19 protein-coding genes and 1 pseudogene are annotated in these 22,224 nt (G+C 73.7%); 3 read left to right on the forward strand and 17 right to left on the reverse strand.

Annotation, left to right across the window (positions count from 1 at the left end):
* Window positions 1-22: 22 nt before the first annotated feature.
* Entirely contained in the window at window positions 23-1,327 is a 1,305-nt protein-coding gene (locus WCD41_RS26155) for a M50 family metallopeptidase (RefSeq protein ID WP_337718212.1), read from the reverse strand.
* A gap of 68 nt (window positions 1,328-1,395) precedes the next feature.
* Complete coding sequence (gene dxr, locus WCD41_RS26160) at window positions 1,396-2,559, reverse strand: 1-deoxy-D-xylulose-5-phosphate reductoisomerase (RefSeq protein WP_337718066.1); 1,164 nt, start codon at window positions 2,557-2,559, stop codon at window positions 1,396-1,398.
* A gap of 96 nt (window positions 2,560-2,655) precedes the next feature.
* Here dxr and WCD41_RS26165 point away from each other — a divergent pair, with 96 nt between their 5' ends.
* Both WCD41_RS26165 and WCD41_RS26170 read left to right on the forward strand, forming a co-directional pair.
* Window positions 2,656-2,961: a DUF2631 domain-containing protein gene (locus WCD41_RS26165; RefSeq protein WP_337718069.1), complete on the forward strand. Its 306-nt coding sequence runs from the start codon at window positions 2,656-2,658 to the stop codon at window positions 2,959-2,961.
* Window positions 2,958-4,943, forward strand: a complete 1,986-nt coding sequence (locus tag WCD41_RS26170; protein ID WP_337718071.1) for an APC family permease — start codon at window positions 2,958-2,960, stop codon at window positions 4,941-4,943. The genes WCD41_RS26165 and WCD41_RS26170 overlap by 4 nt, the downstream gene beginning before the upstream one ends.
* A 56-nt stretch (window positions 4,944-4,999) precedes the next feature.
* On the opposite strand, the gene WCD41_RS26175 is transcribed toward WCD41_RS26170, so the two are convergent.
* Window positions 5,000-6,382, reverse strand: a complete 1,383-nt coding sequence (locus tag WCD41_RS26175; protein WP_337718073.1) for an FAD-dependent oxidoreductase — start codon at window positions 6,380-6,382, stop codon at window positions 5,000-5,002.
* On the opposite strand from WCD41_RS26175, the gene ligD reads away from it, so the two are divergent.
* The gene (gene ligD / locus WCD41_RS26180) at window positions 6,381-7,382 is read left to right on the forward strand and encodes a non-homologous end-joining DNA ligase (RefSeq protein ID WP_337718075.1); all 1,002 of its coding nucleotides are present in this window, start codon (window positions 6,381-6,383) and stop codon (window positions 7,380-7,382) included. The genes WCD41_RS26175 and ligD overlap by 2 nt on opposite strands.
* 4 nt (window positions 7,383-7,386) lie before the next feature.
* Here ligD and WCD41_RS26185 read toward each other — a convergent pair whose 3' ends face one another.
* The 14 genes and pseudogenes from WCD41_RS26185 to rpsB all read right to left on the reverse strand — a co-directional run.
* The gene (locus tag WCD41_RS26185) at window positions 7,387-8,646 is read right to left on the reverse strand and encodes a GNAT family N-acetyltransferase (protein ID WP_337718076.1); all 1,260 of its coding nucleotides are present in this window, start codon (window positions 8,644-8,646) and stop codon (window positions 7,387-7,389) included.
* 7 nt (window positions 8,647-8,653) lie between these two features.
* A complete protein-coding gene (gene rlmN, locus WCD41_RS26190) occupies window positions 8,654-9,805 on the reverse strand; it encodes a dual-specificity RNA methyltransferase RlmN (RefSeq protein ID WP_337718078.1) in 1,152 nt (383 codons plus the stop codon).
* Complete coding sequence (locus WCD41_RS26195; protein WP_337718080.1) at window positions 9,802-10,434, reverse strand: hypothetical protein; 633 nt, start codon at window positions 10,432-10,434, stop codon at window positions 9,802-9,804. Before WCD41_RS26195 ends, rlmN begins: the two co-directional genes overlap by 4 nt.
* 79 nt (window positions 10,435-10,513) lie before the next feature.
* Window positions 10,514-11,491 carry an electron transfer flavoprotein subunit alpha/FixB family protein gene (locus WCD41_RS26200; RefSeq protein ID WP_337718082.1) on the reverse strand — a complete coding sequence of 326 codons (978 nt, stop codon included), beginning with the start codon at window positions 11,489-11,491 and terminating at the stop codon, window positions 10,514-10,516.
* Entirely contained in the window at window positions 11,491-12,246 is a 756-nt protein-coding gene (locus WCD41_RS26205; RefSeq protein WP_337718084.1) for an electron transfer flavoprotein subunit beta/FixA family protein, read from the reverse strand. The genes WCD41_RS26200 and WCD41_RS26205 overlap by 1 nt, the downstream gene beginning before the upstream one ends.
* Before the next feature lie 8 nt (window positions 12,247-12,254).
* Window positions 12,255-14,744 (reverse strand): GcvT family protein, encoded by a 2,490-nt coding sequence (locus tag WCD41_RS26210; protein ID WP_337718086.1) that lies wholly within the window; start codon window positions 14,742-14,744, stop codon window positions 12,255-12,257.
* Window positions 14,745-14,763: 19 nt separating this feature from the next.
* Window positions 14,764-15,597, reverse strand: a complete 834-nt coding sequence (locus WCD41_RS26215) for a methylenetetrahydrofolate reductase (protein WP_337718088.1) — start codon at window positions 15,595-15,597, stop codon at window positions 14,764-14,766.
* An 11-nt stretch (window positions 15,598-15,608) separates the two neighbouring features.
* Window positions 15,609-16,835 carry a glycine cleavage T C-terminal barrel domain-containing protein gene (locus WCD41_RS26220; protein ID WP_337718090.1) on the reverse strand — a complete coding sequence of 409 codons (1,227 nt, stop codon included), beginning with the start codon at window positions 16,833-16,835 and terminating at the stop codon, window positions 15,609-15,611.
* Between the two features lie 162 nt (window positions 16,836-16,997).
* Window positions 16,998-17,720 carry a class I SAM-dependent methyltransferase gene (locus tag WCD41_RS26225; RefSeq protein ID WP_337718091.1) on the reverse strand — a complete coding sequence of 241 codons (723 nt, stop codon included), beginning with the start codon at window positions 17,718-17,720 and terminating at the stop codon, window positions 16,998-17,000.
* The gene (locus tag WCD41_RS26230) at window positions 17,717-18,571 is read right to left on the reverse strand and encodes a phosphatidate cytidylyltransferase (protein WP_337718093.1); all 855 of its coding nucleotides are present in this window, start codon (window positions 18,569-18,571) and stop codon (window positions 17,717-17,719) included. The genes WCD41_RS26225 and WCD41_RS26230 overlap by 4 nt, the downstream gene beginning before the upstream one ends.
* Before the next feature lie 106 nt (window positions 18,572-18,677).
* Window positions 18,678-19,235: a ribosome recycling factor gene (gene frr / locus WCD41_RS26235; RefSeq protein ID WP_337718095.1), complete on the reverse strand. Its 558-nt coding sequence runs from the start codon at window positions 19,233-19,235 to the stop codon at window positions 18,678-18,680.
* Between the two features lie 13 nt (window positions 19,236-19,248).
* Window positions 19,249-19,995 (reverse strand): UMP kinase, encoded by a 747-nt coding sequence (pyrH, locus tag WCD41_RS26240; RefSeq protein ID WP_337718214.1) that lies wholly within the window; start codon window positions 19,993-19,995, stop codon window positions 19,249-19,251.
* A gap of 105 nt (window positions 19,996-20,100) precedes the next feature.
* Window positions 20,101-20,925, reverse strand: a complete 825-nt coding sequence (gene tsf, locus WCD41_RS26245; protein ID WP_337718097.1) for a translation elongation factor Ts — start codon at window positions 20,923-20,925, stop codon at window positions 20,101-20,103.
* A gap of 350 nt (window positions 20,926-21,275) precedes the next feature.
* Window positions 21,276-22,038, reverse strand: a pseudogene (rpsB, locus tag WCD41_RS26250) (30S ribosomal protein S2); the annotation flags it as partial.
* Window positions 22,039-22,224 lie beyond the last annotated feature (186 nt).

Here is a 22,224-nt window from a genome sequence, read left to right on the forward strand (position 1 = left end):
GCTTACAGCGGCCGACCGGGACCTACAGGCCGAAGTCGATCGGGTTGACGATGTCCGCCACGATCACCAGCGCCCCGTACGCCATGATCACCGCTGCGAAGCCGACACCGATCGGCAGGAGACGGGCGAGGTCCACCGGTCCGGGGTCGGGGCGCCCCCGCAGGCGCGCGATGCGCTTCTTCACCGCCTCCCACAGCGCCGGCAGCACGTGCCCGCCGTCGAGCGGGAGCAGCGGCAGCAGGTTGAGCAGGCACAACGAGAGGTTCACCGCGGCGAGCAGGCTCAGGAAGAGCGAGACCTCCTCGGCCACCGGGCGCTCCTGCTCGAGCACCTGCCCGCCCATCACCGACACCCCGACGAGGCTGACAGGGCCGTTGGCCTCGCGCTCCTCGCCGAGGAACACCGCCCCGAACAGCGCCGGCACCTTCTCGGGCAGGCGCGCGATCGCGTACACCGTGCCCTCGAGCATGTTCCCCATCCGGTCGGCCACCTGCCCGACCGTCTGGGGGATCACCGGCTCGATCGGGGTGAGACCGAGGAACGACGCGGTGACGTAGCGGGGCTCCTCACCCAGCGGGGTGTCGAGGTCGGCGACCTGGTTCTCGATGAGCGTCGGGTAGAGGGTGAGCTGCTGGGTCCCGGTCGGGGTGGTCCGCTCCACGACGACGGGCACGGTGCCGCGGGCGTCGCGGATCGCGACCTGCAGGTCGCGCCACTCCGGGTACTCCCGCCCGCCGAAGCTCACGATCCGGTCGCCGGCCTGGAAGCCGGCCTGCGCCGCCGGCGTGGGCGGCGCCCCGGGCGGGCAGCCGGGCGTGGTCTGCGACGACGGGACGACGCACTCGCTCACCGCACGCACCACCGGCTGGGCGGTGGGCGCCCCGAAGCCCATCAGCACGATCGCGAACAGCACCACCGCGAGGACCAGGTTCATGAACGGGCCCGCGAGCATGACGATGATCCGCTGCCACGGCTTGCGGGTCCAGAACTGGCGGTCCTCGTCGCCGGGCTCGAAGTCGCGGACCGAGTCGGCGCGGACGTCGTCGACCATCCCCTGGAACGGGCCGGAGCGCCGGCTGCGCCCGATGCGCTCGCCCGGCGCCGGGGGCACCATCCCGATCATGCGGATGTAGCCGCCGAGCGGGACCGCCTTGAGCCCGAAGCGCGTCTCGCCGCGCTTGACCGAGAGCACCGTCGGCCCGAAGCCGACCATGAATTCGGGGACGCGGATGCCGAAGCGCCGCGCGGCGGTGTAGTGGCCGAGCTCGTGCCAGGCGATGGAGAGCAGGAGCCCCAGCGCGAAGAGCACGATCCCGAGGACGAGCATCACGGCAGGACACGGTAGCCGCGGGGGCGGTGTGCCCGGTGTGGGGGCCGGTCCCGGGGTCCCCGGCGTCAGACCGGGGCGCCGAGCCGCTCCCCCGCCCGCCGGCGCGCCCAGGCCTCCGCGGCGTGCACGTCGTCGACGTCGCGCGGGTCGCGCGCCCACTCCCCCGCGTCGTCGAGCACCGCGGCGAGCGTCCCGTCGATCCCGGTCCACGCGCAGCGTCCGGCGAGGAACGCCGCGACCGCCTCCTCGTTGGCGGCGTTGTAGACGGCCGGCAGGCAGCCCCCGGCCGTGCCCGCCGCGCGGGCGAGCTCGAGCGCGGGGAACGCCTCGGTGTCGACGGGCTCGAAGGTCCAGCTCGTGGGGTCGGCGAACGTCTCGGGGCGGCTCGCCCCGGGCAGGCGGTCCGGCCAGGCCAGGGCCAGCGCGATCGGCATGTGCATGTCCGGCGGGCTGACCTGCGCGATCGTGGCGCCGTCGACGAACGTCACCATCGAGTGGATCATCGACTGGGGGTGCACGACGACGTCGATGCGCTCGTAGGGCACGCCGAAGAGCAGGTGGGCCTCGATGAGCTCCAGGCCCTTGTTCACCAGCGTCGAGGAGTTCAGCGTCACGACCGGCCCCATCGCCCACGTGGGGTGGGCCAGGGCCTGCTCGACGGTGACGCCGGCGAGCTCGTCGCGGGGGCGCCCGCGGAACGGGCCGCCCGAGGCCGTGAGCACGAGGCGGGCGACCTCCTCGGGCCGCCCGCCGCGCAGGCTCTGGGCCAGGGCGGAGTGCTCCGAGTCGACCGGCACGATCTGTCCGGGCTCGGCCGCGCGGGTCACCAGCGGGCCGCCCGCGACCAGCGACTCCTTGTTGGCCAGCGCGAGCGTCGAACCCGCCGCGAGCGCCGCCAGCGTCGGCGCGAGGCCACGCGAGCCGTCCATGGCGTTGAGGACCATGTCGGCCCCGGCGGACGCCAGCTCGGCGGCGGCCTGCGGGCCGGCGAGGACCCGGGTGCCCGTCGGGGTGCGCTCGCGCAGGTCGGGCGCGGCGGCGGGGTCGGCGACCGCGAGCGTCGGGACCCCGAACTCGGCGGCCTGCGCAGCCAGCAGGTCGGGGCGCCCCCCGCCGGCGGCGAGGCCGGTGACGACGAAGCGGTCGGGGTGGGCCCGGACGATGTCGAGGGCCTGGGTGCCGATCGACCCGGTGGAGCCCAGCAGGACGATCCGGCGCGGTGTGCTCATCGCGGCTCATCATCACGGGCGCGCGGCACGCGCGACAGATGGGCGCGCGGTAGGTTGAGCGCGCCCCCGGCCCCAGCGCGATCCCAGGAGACCTCCGTGGCCACGAACAGCCCCGCCCGCCAGGAGCACGGTGGCGGCGGCGTCGCCCACCGCGACCCCGCCGGCGTGGTCGTCAACGGCGTCTCCTCCGACGACGAGCCCTCGGTCGAGTGGGGCTGGCACGGCCACTACCCGAAGGTCGCCCGGTTGTCCGGCTTCCTGGTCGCCGCCGTGCTGCTGATCCTCACCTGGGGCAACCACGAGGGCCGCCAGGAGGACGTCTGGCTGGTGGCCCTGGCCGTCGGCTTCTTCGCCCTCTCGCTCGGCGCCGTCATCCGTTCACGGACGTCCTGGCGGCGGTGAGCGCTCCGCCGGCCCCGCCCGAGGCGTCGACCGAGCGGCGGGGACGGTCCTCGGCCCTGCGGCGCTGGCTCCTCGACGGACTCACCGACCGGGGCTCGCAGTACTCCGGCCCGCACGCCCGCCCGAAGCCCGAGCACGAGGGCAAGCCGTGGTGGCGCGTCATGTGCCTCACCGGTGTCGACTACTTCTCGACGCTGGGCTACCAGCCCGCGGTCGCCGTCGTGGCCGCCGGGCTGATCTCGCCGATCGCCACGCTCGTCCTCGTCGTGCTGACACTCGCCGGCGCGCTGCCCATCTACCGCCGCGTGGCCCGCGAGAGCCCCCACGGCGAGGGCTCCGTGGCGATGCTCGAGAAGCTGCTGTCGTACTGGTGGTCGAAGCTGCTGGTGCTCGTGCTGCTCGGCTTCGCGGTCACCGACTTCCTCATCACGATCACCCTCTCCACCGCCGACGCGACCGCGCACATCGTCGAGAACCCGCTGGTCGGGGGCGCGCTGCACGGGTGGGAGGTGCCGCTGACGTGCGCGCTGGTGATCCTGCTCGGCGTCGTGTTCCTGCTGGGCTTCGCCGAGGCGATCGGCATCGCCGTGGTCGTGGTCGCGACGTTCCTGCTGCTCAACCTGGTAGTGGTCGCGGGCGCCCTGTACCGGGTGCTCACCGAGCCGGTGCGCATCACCGACTGGGGCGACGCGCTGCTGACCCAGCACGGCAACCCGCTGATCGTGGTGGCGATCGCCCTCGTCGTGTTCCCCAAGCTGGCGCTCGGCCTCTCGGGCTTCGAGACCGGCGTCGCGGTGATGCCGCTGGTCCGCGGCGCCCCTGGCGACACCGAGAAGCATCCGGACGGGCGCATCGCCGGGGCGCGCAAGCTCCTCACCACCGCTGCGCTGATCATGAGCGGCTTCCTCGTCACCTCGAGCTTCGTGACGACTCTGCTCATCCCGCTCGACCAGTTCGGACCCGACGGGCAGGCCAACGGGCGCGCGCTGGCCTACCTCGCGCACGAGCAGTTCGGCGCCGTGCTCGGCACGGTCTACGACCTCTCGACGATCACGATCCTGTGGTTCGCGGGCGCGTCGGCGATGGCCGGGCTGCTCAACCTCGTGCCGCGCTACCTGCCCCGCTACGGCATGGCGCCGAACTGGGCGCGCGCCGTGCGGCCGATGGTGCTGGTGTTCACCGCGCTCGGGATCCTCATCACGATCGTCTTCGACGCGAGCGTCGACGCCCAGAGCGGCGCCTACGCCACCGGCGTGCTCGTGCTCATCACGTCGGCGTCGATCTCGGTGACCCTCTCGGCCCGGGCCAAGGGGCAACGGCGCGCCACGATCGGCTTCGGGATCATCGCCGTCGTCTTCGTCTACACGACGGTGGCCAACATGATCGAGCGGCCCGAGGGCCTGCGGATCGGCCTGATGTTCGTGGCCGCGATCTTCGTGGTGTCGTTCGCGTCGCGGGCGCTGCGCAGCACCGAGCTGCGGATCACCGGGGTGCACCTCGACAAGACCGCGCGCCGGATCGTCCGTGAGGCCACCGAGTCCGATCCGCACGCGACGATCCGCCTGGTGGCCAACGAGCCGGACCGCCGCGACAAGCGCGAGTACGAGGAGAAGGACCTCGAGGAGCGCTACGACCACCACATCCCGTCCGGCGACGTGGTGGTGTTCGTCGAGATCACCGTCGACGACCCCTCGAACTTCGAGTCCGAGCTGCACGTGCTCGGCGAGGAGCGCCACGGCTACCGGGTCCTGCGCGCCCGCAGCTCGACGGTGCCGAACGCGATCGCCGCGCTGCTGCTGCACCTGCGCGACGTCACCGGCACCGTGCCGCACGTCTACTTCGAGTGGGACGAGGGCAGCCCGGCCACCAACCTCGCGCGCTACCTGCTCTTCGGCGTCGGCGAGGTCGCGCCGGTCACCCGCGAGGTGCTCCGCGAGGCCGAGCCCGACCGCACCCGCCGCCCCGCCGTCCACGTGGGCTGATCGGCGTATGTGAGCGAACTTCGGTGCTATCGCACCGAAGTTCGCTCACATGGGCGTCAGACCGGGGAGGCCGGGATCTCGCCCTGGACCTCCTTGGCGGCCTTGCGGGCGGCGACGAGGACCGCGTCCCACACCGGCGAGAACGGCGGGGCGTAGGAGAGGTCCATGAACGTCATCTCCTCCACGGTCATGGCGTTCCAGATCGCCGTGGCGAAGACGTCGATGCGCTTGCCCGAGCCCGGCCGCCCGACGATCTGGGCGCCGAGCAGGCGCCCGGTGCGCTGCTCGGCGAGCACCTTCACCGTCATCGTCTCCGCCCCCGGCCAGTAGCCCGCCGTGGTGGTCGACTCGACCGACGTGCTGACGTAGCCGAACCCCGCCGCCTGTGCCTCCGACTCGGTGAGCCCCGTACGCCCGATCTCGAGGTCGCAGACCTTGCTGATCGCGGTGCCGATGACGCCCGGGAAGGCGCCGTACCCGCCGGCGATGTTGGTGCCGATGATCCGGCCGTGCTTGTTCGCGTGCGTCCCGAGCGCGATGTGCACGCCCTTGCCCGACAGGCGGTGGTGCACCTCGACGCAGTCGCCGCCGGCCCAGACGCCGGGCGCGGCCTGCATGCGCACGTCGGTGACGATCCCGCCCGAGGCGCCGATCGTCAGCCCGGCGTCCTCGGCGAGCGCGACGTTCGGCTTCACCCCGAGCCCGATGATCACGATGTCGGCCGGGAGCACCGTGTCGCCCGCCCGGACGGCACGGACCCGCCCGTCCTCGCCGACGTCGAACCCGTCGACCCCGGCGCCGGTGAGCACGGTGATCCCCATGCCCTCCATGGCCTCGCGGATGAGCGCGCCCATGTCCGGGTCGACCTGCGTGAACGGCTCCGGCGCCTGGTCGACGATCGTCGTCTCGATGCCGCGTACGACCATCGCCTCGGCCATCTCGACGCCGATGTAGCCGGCCCCCACGACGACGGCCCGGCGGCGGTCGCCGTCGGCGAGGTCCTTGACGATCTCCTCGCCCTGCTCCAGCGACTGCACCCCGAAGATGCCCTGCGCGTCGGAGCCCTCCAGCGGCGGCACGGTCGGCACCGCGCCGGTGGCGATGACGAGCTCGTCGAATCCCAGCTCGTAGGCATCGCCGTCGTCGATGCCGCGCACGCTCACCGACCGCTTCTCCAGGTCGATCGCCGTGGCCTCGGTCCGCATCCGGACGTCGATGCCGGCCTCGCGGTGCTCCTCGGGCGAGCGGGCGATCAGCTCGTCGCGGTCGCCGACGTGCCCGGAGATCCAGTACGGGATGCCGCACGCGGAGTAGGACGTGTAGTGACCTCGCTCGAGGACGATCACCTCGAGCTCGCCGTCCCCGGCGTGGCGCAGGGCGGTCGACGCGGCCGACATGCCGGTGGCGTCGCCGCCGATGACGACGATGCGCTTGCTCATGAATCTCCGTCGGTGTCGTGGGTGTTGCCGGTATCGTGCCGCCGTGACCGAGGCCGCGGAGATCGAGGTCGACGGCCGGACCGTGCGGCTGACCAACCCGGGCAGGGTGTACTTCTCGGCGCGGGGAGAAACCAAGCTCGACCTCGCCCAGTACTACCTCTCGGTGGCCGACGGCATCGTCCGCGCCCTCTACGAGCGGCCCTGCATGATGCACCGCTTCCCCACCGGCGTCGACGGCGACAAGGTCCACCAGAAGCGGCTGCCCAAGGGCGCACCGGACTGGGTGCGCACGGTCCGCGTGCACTTCCCGCGCTACAACCGCACCGCCGACGAGCTCTGTGTGACGAGCCCGGCCGACGTCGTGTGGGCGGTCCAGATGTCGACCGTCGAGTTCCACCCCTGGAACACCCGCGCCGCCGACGTCGAGACGCCCGACGAGTGGCGCATCGACTTCGACCCGATGCCGGGCGTCGAGTTCGGCACGATCCGGCGCGTGGCCGCGGTGGCCCACGAGGTCCTCGACGAGCTCGGCGCCGTCGGCTTCCCCAAGACCTCGGGCGGCAAGGGCCTGCACGTCTACGTCCGCATCCGCCCCGAGCACTCCTTCACCGAGGTGCGGCGGGCCGCGCTCGCGTTCGCCCGCGAGGTCGAGCGGCGCGCCGGTGGCCTCGTCTCCACGGCCTGGTGGCGCAAGGACCGCGAGCCCGGCACGGTCTTCCTCGACTGGAACCAGAACACCCGCGACCACACGATCGCGTCGGCCTACTCGGTGCGCGGCACGCCCGAGGGGCGGGTGTCGGCGCCCCTGCGCTGGGACGAGATCGACGACGCCGAGCCCGGCGACTTCACGATCGCGACGATGCCCGCGCGCTACGCGGAGCTGGGCGACCTGCACGCGCGGATCGACGACGAGGTGTTCGACCTGCGCGCCCTGCTCGACTGGGCCGACCGCGACGACGGCGTTCCCGACGATGTACCCGACGAGCCGCCCGAGGTGTGAGCGGTCAGAACCGGGTGCCGTTCCACGGGGCGCTCGGCGCGGCGAGCAACCGGGCGAGCCGGCCGGCCGCGCCCGGCGTGCGCTCCTCGAGGCGCCCGGCCCGCGCGAGCACGCGCGGGTCGACGCCGCCGAGGTAGAGCGAGCCGAGCGTCGCCGCGTCCAGGGCGACGTCGGGCTCGGCGGTGGTGGTAACGACGCGCGGCGCCACGGGGTCGCCAGCGTCCAGGAGCCAGGTCCCGGCGGCGTAGCCGGCGGGGTCGTCCACGGCGAGCACGATCTGCTCGGTGACGGGGTAGCGGCGCGCCCCGAGCGCGGCGGGCACGTCGAGGATCCGCAGCCACAGCATCTCGCGGACGGGGCCCGACTCGACGGCCCGCGGGTCGGCGAGCAGCCAGGGCAGCGGCTCGTCGACCGACGCGTCCGACCAGCTCACCGTGCCCACGAGGTCGAGCGAGCAGACGTGCCGCCACAGCTCGCGGTACGACTCGGGCGTCGTGGCCTGCAGGTCGTGGACCGCGATCCGCGCCGACCCGGTGCTCCACCACCCCTCGGCGACGCCGTAGACGACGTAGCCGGCCGGGCGCCCGGTGGCGTCGGACCAGCCGATCGCGTAGCGCGGCGAGTCGTCGTACACGCCGCCGGTGATCAGCGCGTGCCACGACGCGGCCGAGCGGTCCATCGAGCCGGGGTGCCGGCGCCGCGCGCGGTCCTGGACCGGTGCGGAGGCGGCGGCGAAGCCGGCCGGGTCGAGGGTGCGCAGCCGCCCGGTGGGTCCGGGGTCGCGGAACGTCGCCGCGTGCGTGTCGACGCGCACCGTCCGCGTCCACGTCGCCAGGCCGAAGCCGAAGCGCTCGTAGAGCGAGCCCTGGGTGGAGGTCAGGGCGGCGACGGGGGTGCCGGCGCGCGACGCCTCCGCGAGGTCGTCGACCAGCACCGCGCGCAGCAGGCCGCGGCGGCGGTGGGTGGAGCGCACGCCGATCGAGGTGACGGCGTCGGCCGCGACCTCGCCGCCCGGCACGCTCATCCGCGCGTCCCACGAGCGCAGGGTCGCCACCGGTGCGGTGTCGCCGGGCTCGTAGACCCCGCGCAGGCGGTGGCCGGCCATCATCGACGCCTGCGCGGCGATCGTCTCGGGCGTGGGCCGCCCGCCCAGGAACGCTGCGCTCATGGCGCGGATCCAGGTGGCGGTGTCCGCGTCCGGCGCGCCCTCGGTGCCGGAGGGGACGAGACGGTGGACCTGCCAGCGGCCCGCCGGGGTGCTCACGTCCCGATCACTGCTGGGCGGTGGCGGCCAGCTGCCCGCAGGCGGCGGCGATCTCGCGACCGCGGGTGTCGCGGACGGTGCACGCCACGCCGCCGTCGCGCACGCGGCGGACGAACTCCGCCTGCACCGGGGCGGGGCTCGCGTCCCACTTGCTGCCCGGCGTCGGGTTGAGCGGGATGAGGTTGACGTGCACCAGGCGCCCGAGGTGCTTCGACGCCAGCTTGGCCAGCAGGTCGGCGCGCCACGGCTGGTCGTTGACGTCGCGGATCAGCGCGTACTCGATCGAGATGCGGCGCCCGGTGACCTCGGCGTAGTGCCGCGCCGCGGCGAACACCTCGGCGACCGGCCAGCGGGTGTTGACGGGCACGAGGGTGTCGCGCAGCTCGTCGTCGGGGGTGTGCAGCGACACCGCCAGCGTGACCTGCAGGCCCTCGTCGGCCAGCCGGTGGATCGCCGGGACGAGCCCGACCGTCGACACCGTCACCGAACGCTGCGAGAGCCCGATGCCGGCCGGCGGCGCGTCGCAGAGCCGATGCACGGCGTCGACGACGCGGCGGTAGTTGGCCAGCGGCTCGCCCATGCCCATGAACACGACGTTGGACAGGCGGCGCAGCTCGCCGCCCAGCTCGCCGGCCTTGACGGCGGCGGCCGCCGTGCGCACCTGCTCGACGATCTCGGCGGTCGACAGGTTGCGCTCGAGCCCGTTCTGGCCGGTCGCGCAGAACGGGCACGCCATGCCGCACCCGGCCTGGCTGGAGATGCAGACGGTGGCGCGGTCCGGGTAGCCCATGAGGACGCTCTCGACCAGCGCGCCGTCGTTCGCCCGCCACAGCGTCTTGCGGGTGGCGCCGCCATCGCAGTCGACCACCGAGGTCGGCGTGAGCAGCTCCGGCAGCAGCGCCGGCGCGAGCGTCTCGCGGGCCGCGGCCGGCAGGTCGGTCATCGCGTCCGGGTCGGCCTCGAGGCGCGTGAAGTAGTGCCGCGAGAGCTGGTCGGCGCGGAAGGCGGGCAGGCCCAGCTCGGTGACGGCCTCACGGCGGCCCGCCGGGTCGAGGTCGGCCAGGTGGCGCGCCGGGCGGGAGCGACGGGTGCCGCGCGGGGACAGCGAGAGCACCGGCCCCGCGGCGTCGCCGGCGGATTCGAGGGTGGGCTCGGTCATCGCGCGCGGTCCCGCAGCATCTCGACGAGGCCGACGCGGTCGGCGGCGGACACGAGCAGGAGCACGCCCGCGAGCACCCCGAGCAGCCCCTGCGAGACGAACCCGCCCGCGGTGCCCGTGCTGATCAGCACCGACAGCAGGCCCGCGACGACGAGCGCGATGCCGAGCCAGCGCGTGGGGCGCTGCCCGGTGGCGCGGCTGAGCAGCACGAACGCGCCGCCGGTGAGCACCAGCGCCAGCCCCGGCAGGAACGCCGAGGCGGACAGGAGGCCGAGCAGGATCGAGGCGATGATCACCGCCACGACGACCCCGCCGCCGAGGCGCAGGAGCTCCGTGGACCGCGAGGTGTCGAACGGGCGCGGCCCGCGGCGGCGGTTCTCCACCCCGATGCCGATGGCGATCGCGATGCCGACCGCGAGCACGAGCGTGCCCGCGCCGTCGGCGGCGAGACCGAGCGTGCCCACCGCGAGCCACACCAGCCCGGCCCCGAGCTCGACGAGCACGGGGTCGATGCGCACGGCGCGGCCGCGCCGGGGCGGCGGGGCACCTCGGCCGCGCTGACCGCCGGGACCGCCGTACCCGCCGGGACCGGGATACCCCGACGGCGGGCGGGGAGGGGGGTAGGACACGACATCCACGGTAACGCGACCGCACGCCTGGTCCGGACGCCAGCCCCGACCGTCGGCACCGTTCCGTCGGGGCTCTCCGTCAGGCCTCGGAGCGCCGCCGGATCTCCTCCACGATCGCGGGCAGCACCTCGTGCACGTCGCCGATCACCGCCCACGTCGCCCGCGCCACCATCGGCGCCTCGGGATCGGTGTTCACGGCGAGGATCGCGCGGGCGTTCATGCATCCCACCCAGTGCTGGGTCGCACCGCTGATCCCGCACGCGACGTAGAGATCCGGGCTGACCCGGGTGCCCGTGAGCCCGACCTGGTCGGCGTGCGGGCGCCACCCGTTGTTCGTGGCGACCCGCGAGCACCCGACGGCCCCGCCGACGAGGCCTGCGAGCTCCTCGAGCACCGCGTAGCCCTCGGCGCTGCCGACGCCCCGCCCGCCGGACACCACCACGGGCGCGGTCGCGAGGGTCATCCCGGCCGCCCGCGCGCGACGCTCGACGAGCCGGGCGCGCGGCACCGCGGCGTCGAGCTGCGGGACGAACGTGCGCACGGTCACCTCGGCGACCTCCACCGACGGGGCCGTCTCGGTGGGTGTGCGGGTGCCGGTGCCGAGCGTGCAGAAGTGGATCGGCGCGTCCAGCGCGGCGTCCTCGAGCAGGATGCCGCCGGCCCGCTCGCGGGTGACCTCCCACGGGGCGCCCGGTCGGATCTCCACACACGCCGTCGCCAGCGGCACCCCGGCCCGTGCCGCCGCCCCGGCCATCGCCTCGGTGGCCGCGTCGGTGGCCGCCGCGAGCACGGCGACGGGTCGCTCGGCCGTCACGAGCTGCGCGAGCGCCTCGCCGACGGTCGCCGGCTCGCCGTCGGCCAGCAGCTCGTGGCGCAGGAGATGGAGCGTCGAGACACCGCGCTTGACGAGGTCGTCGGGCAGGTCGCCCGCGTCCCCGACAGCGACGGCCCCCACGGTCGCCCCCAGCCCGTCCGCCAGGTCTCGTGCCGTGGCCAGGACCTCCGCGGAGGCGGCGGTCAGGCCGTCGCCGTCGCGTTCGATCACCGCGAGGACCATCAGCGCACCATCCCCAGGTCGGCCAGCACGTCGACGACGGCGCCGGCCGCCGGAGCGCCGTGCCCCAGGACGACGGTCTCCGCGCGCGCCTCGGGCCGGTGGCGCAGCCGCAGCGTCCGCAGACCTCCGGCGACGGCCGGTCCCGGGAGCACCCGGATCGGCGCCTTCCTCGCCCGCAGCCGGCCCTTGATCGTCGGGTAGCGCGGCAGGTTGAGGCCCTCCAGCACGGCGACCACCGCGGGCAGGGGCGCCTCGTGCACCTCGACGCCGTCGGGGACGTGCCGCTCCAGGCGCACCCGTCCGTCGCCGACCTCGACCCCCTTCACCCCGCCCACCACGGGGCGCCCCAGCAGCGCGGCGACGCGGAAGCCCACCTGCGCGTGCCCCGCGTCGGCCGACGCCTCGCCGAACAGCACGAGATCGTAGGGCCGCAGGTCGGGCAGCGCGCCGACCACGGCCGCCGTCGTCACCTCCGGGTCGGGGTCGCTGACGGGCGCCTCGACGCGCACGGCGTGGTCGGCGCCCATCGACATCGCGTAGCGCAGCTGCTCGTCGGCCTCGGGCGGCCCGACCGTGAGCACGCCGGCCGACCCGCCGGTGTGCCCGGCGATCCGCACGGCCTCCTCGACCGCGCACTCCTCGTGCGGGCCGAGGGTGAAGCCGAGGTGGCGGGTGTCGACCGCCGTGGCGTCGGGCGTCAGCGCGATCTCCGCGCCCACCGCGGGGACCCGCTTGATGCAGACCAGGACGTCCATCGGGCCGGTCACCGCATCCGGCTGTCGTCGGGGTCGAACAGCGGCGTCCGGCCGGCGCGCGCGACCGTCACCGGGTACCGCTCCCCCAGGTACTCGACGAGCAGCCCGGTGCCCTCGACCGCGTGCCACGGCGGCAGGTACGCCATGAGCAGGTAGGTCCCGAGCGACGGCGCCGCACCCGCGCTGGTGACGTACGAGGGGCGGCCGCGCCGGTCGGTGATCCGCGCGCCGTCGCTCGTCAGCACGGGCTCGCCGCCCTGCGGGAAGCGGTACGCGCCGTCGAGCCGCAGCGTGCACAGCGTCGCCTCCGGCTCGCCCTCGCGGGCCTTGGTGTACGCGGCCTTGCCGACGAAGTCGGCCGCCTTGAGCCCGGGCAGCGCGAGCCCCGCCTCGACGGGCCCGTGCTCGCCGTCGAGCTCGTGGCCCATGAGCCGGTAGCCCTTCTCGAGGCGGCCCGTGGTGCCGTAGACGCCGATCCCGGCGGGGACGATGCCGTGCGGCGCCCCGGCCTCCGCGATCGTGTCCCACAGGCGCAGGCCGCACTCGGTGGGCGCGTGCAGCTCCCACCCGAGCTCGCCGACGTAGGACAGGCGCAGCGCGAGGGCCGGGATCGAGCCGATCAGCACCGTGCGGGCGGTCCCGAACGGGAAGGCGGCGTCACTGACGTCGTCGTCGGTGACCGCCGCCAGCACGTCGCGCGCCCGCGGACCCCAGAGCCCGAGGGTGCACACCGCGGAGGTGAGGTCGGCGAGGGCGACCGAGCCGTCGCGGGGCAGGTGACGCCGGAACCAGTGCCGGTCGCGCGCACCGTCCGAGCCTCCGGTGACCACCCGGAAGTGCTCGTCGCCGAGGCGCACGACGGTCAGGTCGCTGCGGAAGCCGCCGTCGGGCCCGAGCACGGGCGTGTAGATCACGCGCCCGACCGGCCGGTCCATCTGCGCGACGGTGAGGTGCTGCAGGTACGCGAGCGCCCCGGGACCGGACACGTCGAACTGGGCGAAGGCGCTCAGGTCGATCATCGCGACGCCACGGCGCAACGCCAGGTGCTCGGCGTTGATGATCGGCGACCACCAGCGCGCATCCCACTCGTGGGGGCGGCCCTCGACGCCGAGCTCGGCGACCAGGGGCTCGTTGGCGCGGTACCACTGGGGGCGCTCCCAGCCCGCGACCTCGAAGAACTCGGCGCCGAGGGCCTCCTCGCGCGGGAAGAAGGGCGAGCGTCGGGCGCCGCGGTCGGAGCCCCACTGCTCGCGCGGGTGGAGGATCCCGTAGGTCTTGTTGTAGCCCTCGGCGGCGCGGGCGCGCACGTGGGTGCGGGTGCGCTCGTGCGGGGCGAAGCGGGCGACGTCGGCGGCGTGCGGGTCGATCTCGGGCACGCCCGCGGTCATCCACTCGGCGATCAGCCGCCCGACCCCCGGGCCCTCCTTGATCCACACGGCGGCCGCCGACCACAGCCCCGCCACCTCCGGGGTCTCGCCCAGCAGCGGGTGCCCGTCCGGGGTCAGCGAGAGCAGGCCGTTGATGGCGTGCCGGATGCCGGCGTCGGGCCGGTCGAGGATGCCGGCGAACAGCTCGAGGGCCGCCTCCATCTGCGGGTCGAAGTCGTCCGCGGTGAACGGCAGCTGGGTCGGCGAGAGCGCCGCGGCCGCGATCGAGGGGATCTCGTCGGGGTCGCAGAGGATCGGCCGGTGGGCGTAGGAGCCGATCTCGAGGTCGGCGCCGCTCTGCCGCTCGTACATGAACGGGTCCATGTCGCGGATGATCGGGAACGCGATCTCCCGGCCGGTCGCCGCGAGCTCGGCGATCGGGCCCACGTCGATCATCTGGTGCACGGCGGGCGTCAGCGGGATCGTCGCGCCGGCGAGCGCGGCGATGCGCGGGCTCCACACGCCGCACGCGACCACGACGTACTCGGTGTCGACGTCCCCGCGGTCGGTGCGCACGCGGCGCACCCGGCCGTCCTCCGTGTCGATGGCGAGCACCTCGGTGAGCGCGGAGACGGTGAGCGCGCCCGCGGCGACGGCCCGCTCGCGCATCAGCTCGCCCGCGCGCAGCGGGTCGACCACGGCCACCGAGGGGGTCCAGAACCCCCGCAGGACCGGCGCGGGATCGAGGAACGGCACCTTCTCCGCGACCTCGGCGGGGCTGATCAGCTCCGCGTCGATCCCCCACGCCCGCGCCGACGACATCCGCCGGTCGAGCTCCTGGACCCGCTCGGGAGTACGCGCCACCTCGATGCCGCCGCAGGTCGTCAGCGTCCCCAGCTCGGTGTACTGGCGCACCGAGTCGCCGGTGAGCAGCGTGATCTCGCGGGAGTGGTCGACCGGGAAGACGAAGTTCGACGCGTGGCCGGTCGACCCGCCCGGATCGGGCAGCGGCCCCTTGTCGACGAGCAGGATGTCGCGCCACCCCAGCCGCGCGAGGTGGTGCACGACGGCGTTGCCGACGATACCGGCGCCGACGACGACGACCTGGGCCCGGTCCGGGAACGGTGTCACGGCCCCTCCTCGGGGGTACTCACGCGGCCGTGCGGCGGGCCTGCGACAGCCACCGCACGGTCGGCTCGATCTGGTTGAACGTGAAGAGGTGCAGCCCCGCGAGGTCGCCAGCGCCGGTCACCTGGGTCGCCGCGAGGCCCGCGACGAGCTCGTCGGGGGTGTGGCGCCCACCCCGCAGGAGCGCGCCGGCGGTGCTGCGGTGGGAGCGGGCGAACCGCACCGCGTCGGCGACCCCGATCCGCACCGACAGCCGCAGCAGGCGTGCGGCGTCGACGACGCCCGGGACACCGGCGATCACCGGCAGGTCGATCCCCCGGTCCCGCGCCGCCCCGGCGAACCGGGCGACGAGGTCGGCGTCGAAGCACAGCTGCGTCACCGTGTAGTCGGCGTGGAACTGCTTGACCCGCAGGTCGGCCCACAGCACGTCGTCGGCGAACCGGTGGTGGCCGTCGGGGTAGGACGGGACGCCCACCCGCGGCGGGCGCCGGCCGAGGTCCTCCATGGCCCGCAGCAGCGCGAGCCCGTCGGGCAGGTCCCCGGCGGGCTCGCGCGCGTCGCCGCCGACGACGAAGACCTCGCGGACCCCGGCCGCGGCGAGCCGGTCGAGGTGCCCGGCCAGCTCGCCGCGGTCGCGCACGCTGCGCGCCGCGAGGTGGGGCACCGTCGCGAACCCGCGCGCGGCGAGCGCGACGGCCACGTCCACCGTGGCCGCCACCCCCCGGCTCGGCGTGGCGGTGACGGTCACCGTCGCGCCCGCCGGGAGGTCGGCGGCGACCTCCAGCACGTCCGCCGTCGGCGCCACCTCGAAGCGCGGGTGGGCGAGGAGGGTCCCCAGGGTGGTGACGTGGTCCATGACCGGCCCGCTCAGCCCTTGGGGGTCTGCTTGCGCGGGTCGACGAACGGCTTCTCGACCACCACGCCGTCGCGCACGTCGTCGTCCGTGACGACCTGCAGCGTCGTCCCGATCGGCGTCGACGGCGTGGCGACCATCGCGAGGCCGATGTTGCGCTCGAGCCGCGGCGACCAGCAGGCGCTGGTCACGGTGCCGACGAACTCCCCCGCCTCGTTGCGGACCGTGAACGGCTCGATCATCGACCCGTCGTTGAACGTGCCGAGGCGCGCGCCGCCGATCTCGACGCCGACCATCGACCGCGTGAGCCCGCGCGCCTTGGCCCGGATCAGCGCGTCCTTGCCGACGAAGTCGGCCTCCTGGCCGAGGTCGACCATCCACGTGTAGTCGTAGCCGACCTCGAGCGGGTTGGTGTCGAGCGTGATGTCGCAGCCGTAGGCGAGCATGCCGCCCTCGATGCGCCGGATGTGGCACGGACCGATCGGGCGCATCCCGTGCGGGCGCCCCGCCTCCCACACCCGGTCCCAGAGCCGGCCCGCGTTGCGGACGGCGTCGCGCAGGTAGATCTCGTAGCCGATCTCCGCGCTGTAGCCGGTGCGGCTGACGACCACCTCCATGCCGTCGATCACCGCGTGCCGCAGGTGGTAGTACGGCATCTCGGCGACGTCGGCACCGAACAGGTCGGTGACGACGGCCTTGGCCTTCGGACCCTGGACCTGCACCGGGGCGACGTCGATCTCGCGGACCGTCACGTCCCAGCCCCCGGCGTGCGCCAGGCCGCTCGCCCACAGCCCGACGTCGGAGTCGGCGAGCGAGAGCCAGAAGCGGTCGTCCTCGACGCGCAGCAGCACCGGGTCGTTGACGATCCCGCCGTCGGGTGCGGTGAGGAAGACGTACTTGCACTGGCCGACCGCGCACTTGGTGAGGTCGCGTGGCACGAGCATGTTGGTGAACGCGAAGGCGTCCGGCCCGGAGATCTCGATCTGGCGCTCGACGCCGACGTCCCAGAGGGTCACGTCCTCGAGCAGCGCCCAGTACTCGGCGATCGGGTCGCCGTAGTGACGCGGGTGGTACGTGTGGTTGTAGACGCTGTACATCGCCACGCCGTGCGCCCGCGACTTCCAGAAGTACGGCGACTTGCGCAGCCGCGGGTAGAGCAGGATCCCGGGGTTCGTCACCACCGTGGACGACGGCTCCGGCACGAGCTCCACCGTCGACCGGGTGGGCAGGACGTCCGTCATCAGCACCTCACTTCGTCGCGCGTCCGGCGGCCCCCGAGCCGGTCTTCGGACGGTGGTTGCGAGGAGTGCAACCAGGTTTCGCTTGGCGCAACCAGAGTGCGACCGTGACCGAGATCACGTCAAGAGATCCCGGGCGACGGACTGATATATCCGTTGGGTAACTCAGGGGCGCAGGAGACCGGCCGGCTCGCGGCGCGTGTGCACGCGGTAGCCCACCGAGAGGGTGAGGCCCGGGGTGCCGTCGATCGCCTTCTGCGCGACGGCGGGAGTGAACTCGATCCGCATCACGTCGGCGAGGGTCGTGCGGTCGGTGAAGCGCCAGAGGGTGTCGACGCGACGCGCCGCGAAGCCCTGGCCGGCGAAGAAGCGCTCGGCGGCCCCGGGGTCGTAGCGCGGGGCGGAGGCGCGCATCCAGGAGCCGTAGGAGTGGCGGGTGGCGTCCAGGTCGACGACCACGAGCACCCCACCGGGGCGCAGCACGCGGGACGCCTCCGCGAGGCCGGGCTCGCAGCCGGGCCCGAAGAAGTAGGCCGTCCGGGCGTGCACGACGTCGGCCGAGTCGTCGGGCAGCGGCAGGGCGGCCGCACTCCCCGGCGCGACGCGGACGCCCGGGAGGCCGGCGACGCGTTCGCGGGCCCGGGCGACGAGCGGAGCGTGAGGCTCGACCCCGACCACCCTGCGCGCCCGCTGCGCGAACCGCGGCAGGTGGTACCCGTCGCCGCACCCGACGTCGACGACGTCCGCGCCGTCGTGGGGGGCGAGCTCGGCGACCGTGTCCCACAGCGCGCCCGTGGCGTCCTGGGCCTCGTTCTCGCGCTCGTAGACCTCGGGCCAGCGCCAGATGTTGGGGGACTCGACGACGTCCCTCTCGCGGTGGCGCGTCACGTGTGGACGGGGACCAGCACCAGGAGCAGCAGCCAGGCCATCGGCGCCGAGGTGACCAGCGAGTCGAGGCGCTCCATCAGCCCGCCGTGACCGGGGATGGTGCTGCCCATGTCCTTGATGCCGAGGTCGCGCTTGATGAGGGACTCGACGAGGTCGCCCGTGACGGCCGTCCCCACCAGCAGCGGCCCGACGATCAGGCCGAACCACCAGTGGTCGTCGAGCAGGAACGCGATCGACAGGCACGCGCCCGTCGACCCGGCGACGATCGACCCGGCGAGGCCCTCCCACGACTTCTTGGGGCTGACCTTCGGCGCCATCGGGTGCCTGCCGAACAGCGCGCCCAGGGCGTAGCCGCCGGTGTCGGAGCAGATGACGACGATGAGGAACGTCAGGACGCGCGCCGTGCCGTCGGCGGGGACGACGAGCATCGTCGCGAACGCCATGCACAGCGGCACCCAGCAGAGCACGAGCATCGAGGCGCCCACGTCGCGCACGAACCCGGCCGCGCCGAGCCGCATGCGCCACAGGAAGCAGCCGAGCACCGTGACGAGCAGGGCGCCGAGGATGCCCTCGGTGCCGAACGGCCAGGCCAGCCAGATCATCGCCTGCCCGCCGACCAGCACCGGGACGCGCGAGAGGCGGATGCTGGCGCCGCGGTGCAGGGCGCCGAAGAGCTCCCAGGTGCCGATCACCGCGGAGATCGCGACGATCCCGATCCACGCCTGCCGCACGGTGAGCAGGGCGACCAGGATGACCGCGCCCATCGCGAGGCCGACGCCGATGGCGACGGGCAGGTTGCGCCCGGCGCGGGAGGGCTTCTTCTCCGCCGGCCTCTCCTCCGCGGGGGTCACCGGGCCACCGGCGACGGCGTCCGTGGAGGACGTGTCGGCGGATGTCCCGGCAGACGTCCCGGCGGCCGGCCGCCGGGGCCGCGATGCGGAGGAGGGCATGGTGACCTCAGACCTCGAGGAGCTCGGCTTCCTTGTTCTTGACGAGGTCGTCGACCTGGGCGACGTACCGCGCCGTGACGGTCTCGAGCTCCTTCTCGGCGCGCTGTTCCTCGTCCTCGCCGGCCTCGCCGTCCTTGACGATGCGCTGGAGCTCGGTCATGGCGCCTCGCCGCACGCTGCGGATGGACACCTTGGCGTCCTCGCCCTTGCTGCGCGCGACCTTGACCATGTCCTTGCGGCGCTCCTCGGAGAGCTGCGGGAACACCACGCGGATGATCTGGCCGTCGTTGCTGGGGTTGACGCCGAGGTCGGAGTCGCGGATCGCGCGCTCCATGCTGCCCAGCTGGCTCGCGTCGTAGGGCTTGATGACGGCCATGCGGGCCTCGGGCACCTGCACCGACGCTAGCTGGTTCAGCGGCGTCCAGGCGCCGTAGTACTCGACGCTGATGCGGTTGAACATCGCGGGGCTGGCCCGGCCGGTGCGCACACCGCCGAGGTCCTCCTTGGCGACGCTGACCGCCTTCTCCATCTTCTCCTCGGCGTCGAGGAGCGTCTCGTCGATCATGTGTCGCCTCTCCTCAGGGCCCGGAGGGGGTCTGGACCAGCGTGCCGATCCTCTCACCCCGCACCGCACGGGCGATGTTCCCGTCCACCAGCAGGTTGAACACCATGATCGGCATGTTGTTGTCCATGCACAGGCTGAACGCGGTGGCGTCGGCGACCTTGAGGCCCTTCTCCAGCACCTCGCGGTGGGAGATCTCGTGGAACATCGTCGCCGTGGGGTCGAGCTTGGGGTCGGCCGTGTAGACGCCGTCGACGCCCTTGGCCATGAGGACGATCTCGCACTCGATCTCCAGCGCGCGCTGGGCGGCCGTGGTGTCGGTGGAGAAGTAGGGCATGCCGACGCCCGCGCCGAAGATGACGACGCGGCCCTTCTCGAGGTGGCGCATCGCGCGGCGCGGGATGTACGACTCGGCGACCTGGCCCATGGTGATGGCGGTCTGCACGCGGGTGTCGATGTGGTGCTCGCGCTCGAGGAAGTCCTGCAGGGCCAGACAGTTCATGACCGTGCCGAGCATGCCCATGTAGTCGGCGCGCTGGCGCTGCATGCCGTAGCGGTGCAGCTCCTCGCCGCGGAAGAAGTTGCCGCCGCCGATGACGACGGCGATCTGGATGCCGGAGCGCACGACGTCGGCGATCTGGCGGGCGACGGTCTGGACGACCACCGGGTCGACCCCGACCCCGCCGCCGCCGAACATCTCGCCGCCGAGCTTGAGCAGGACCCGGCGATGTCCGGAACGGGCATCGGGGCCCGCGTCCGACACGGTCTGGGGACTGGCCACGCGCTCTCCTCCCACCGACGGGGACGTGCTCTGCGAGTGCGTCGGGGGCGGGGCCGGGCGTGTGCCCGCGCCCCGCCCCCGCACGACTCAGGGCTGGCCGACCTCGAAGCGCGCGAAGGTGCGGACCGAGACGCCCGCCTCCTCCAGCACCTTGGCGACCGTCTTCTTGTCCACCGACACCGAGTCCTGCTCGAGGAGCACGGTGTCCTTGTAGTAGCCGTTGAGGCGACCCTCGACGATCTTCTCGAGGATCTTCTCGGGCTTGCCCTCCTCGCGGGCGGTGGCCTCGGCGATGCGCTTCTCGTTCTCCACCACGTCCGAGGGGACCTCGTCGCGGGTGGTGTAGAGGGGGCGCGCCGCCGCGACCTGCATGGCCGCGCCGCGGGCCGCGTCGGCCGCGTCGTCGCCGTCGCCGGTGTAACCGACGACGACGCCGATGGCCGGCGGGAGGTCCGAGGACCGGCGGTGGAGGTAGGTCGCGGTCGGCCCGTCGAGCAGCGCGACGCGGCGCAGCTCGAGCTTCTCGCCGATGCGCGCCGAGAGCTCCTGGACCTTGTCGTCGACCGTGCCCTCGCCGAGGGAGGCGGCCTTGAGCGACTCGAGGTCCTTGGTGCCGCTCGCGAGCGCGACGCCGAGGATGTCCTCGGCGAGCTGGACGAAGTCGGCGTTCTTGGCGACGAAGTCGGTCTCGGAGTTGAGCTCGATCATCGCCCCGTCACGGGCGGCCACGATGCCGTTCGCCGTGGTGCGGCCGGCCCGCTTCCCGACGTCCTTCGCACCCTTGATGCGCAGGGCCTCGACGGCCTTGTCCAGGTCGCCCTCGTTCTGCTCGAGGGCCTTCTTGCAGTCCATCATCCCGGACCCGGTGAGGTCCCGGAGCTTCTTCACGTCCGCAGCGGTGTAGTTCGCCATGGTGCGGCTCTCGTCCGTCCCTGTTGGTGTGTGGGTCGTGTCGTGCGGGGCTCGCGGTGCGGCGTCCGCCGACCGTCAGCCGGCCCCGCCCTGCGGGGTCGGGGCACCGTTCTGCTGGCCGGCCTCGGGCGCGGCGGCGATCGCGTTGTCGTCGCCCTCGGAGTTCGCGTCGACGGTGCCGCCGGTGCGCTCGGGACGGCTCACCGGGGTGGTGTCGTCGCCGATCGCGTTGGTCGTCTCCTCGGCGGCCGGCGAGGCGGCCGGCGAGTCGCCGGGGGCGTCGACGGCGGAGCTGGTGCTGCCCTGCTCCAGGCCGGTCGGCGCGCTGGCGCCGTCGCCGCCCTGGACGGTCGAGCCCTGCCCCATGAGCTCCTGCTCCCACTCGGCGAGCGGCTCGTCGGCCCCGCGCTCGCCGCCGTCGCGCTGGCCGCGGGCCTGCAGGCCGTCGGCGCACGCCTGGGCGACCACGCGGGTCAGCAGCGCCGCCGAGCGGATGGCGTCGTCGTTGCCCGGGATCGGGTAGTCGACCTCGTCCGGGTCGCAGTTGGTGTCGAGGATGGCGACGACCGGGATGTTGAGCTTCCGGGCCTCGCCGACCGCGATGTGCTCCTTCTTGGTGTCGACCACCCACACCGCGCTGGGCACGCGGCCCATGTCGCGGATACCGCCGAGCGTCTTCTCGAGCTTGTCGTGCTCGCGGGTGAGCATGAGGATCTCCTTCTTGGTGCGACCCTCGAAGCCCCCGCTCTGCTCCATGGCCTCCAGCTCCTTGAGGCGCTGGAGGCGCTTGTGCACGGTGGTGAAGTTGGTGAGCATGCCGCCCAGCCAGCGCTGGTTCACGAACGGCATGCCGACGCGACGCGCCTGCTCGTCGATGGCCTCCTGGGCCTGCTTCTTCGTGCCGACGAAGAGCACCGTGCCGCCGTGGGCGACGGTCTGCTTGACGAACTCGTAGGCGCGATCGACGTAGGACAGCGTCTGCTGCAGGTCGATGATGTAGATGCCGTTGCGCTCGGTGAAGATGAAGCGGCGCATCTTGGGGTTCCAGCGGCGGGTCTGGTGTCCGAAGTGGACACCCGAGTCCAGCAGCTGGCGCATCGTGACGACGGCCATGCGGTGGAACTACCTCTCTCGGCGGCCCGGTGCGCTGACCAGGCCTGGCGGTTGTCGCGACGGTCCCGGCCGGGCCGCCGCCCTGGTGCCCTCGTGGCCGATCCGGAACCCGCTCGGCGGGACCGCCCGGATGCGGCTCTGGCAGCGCTCGACGTGCGGGCGCTTGAGAGGACACGCGAAGTCGGC

It is taken from the genome of Actinomycetospora aeridis, from assembly GCF_037400275.1.
GTDB classification, from domain to species: domain Bacteria; phylum Actinomycetota; class Actinomycetes; order Mycobacteriales; family Pseudonocardiaceae; genus Actinomycetospora; species Actinomycetospora aeridis.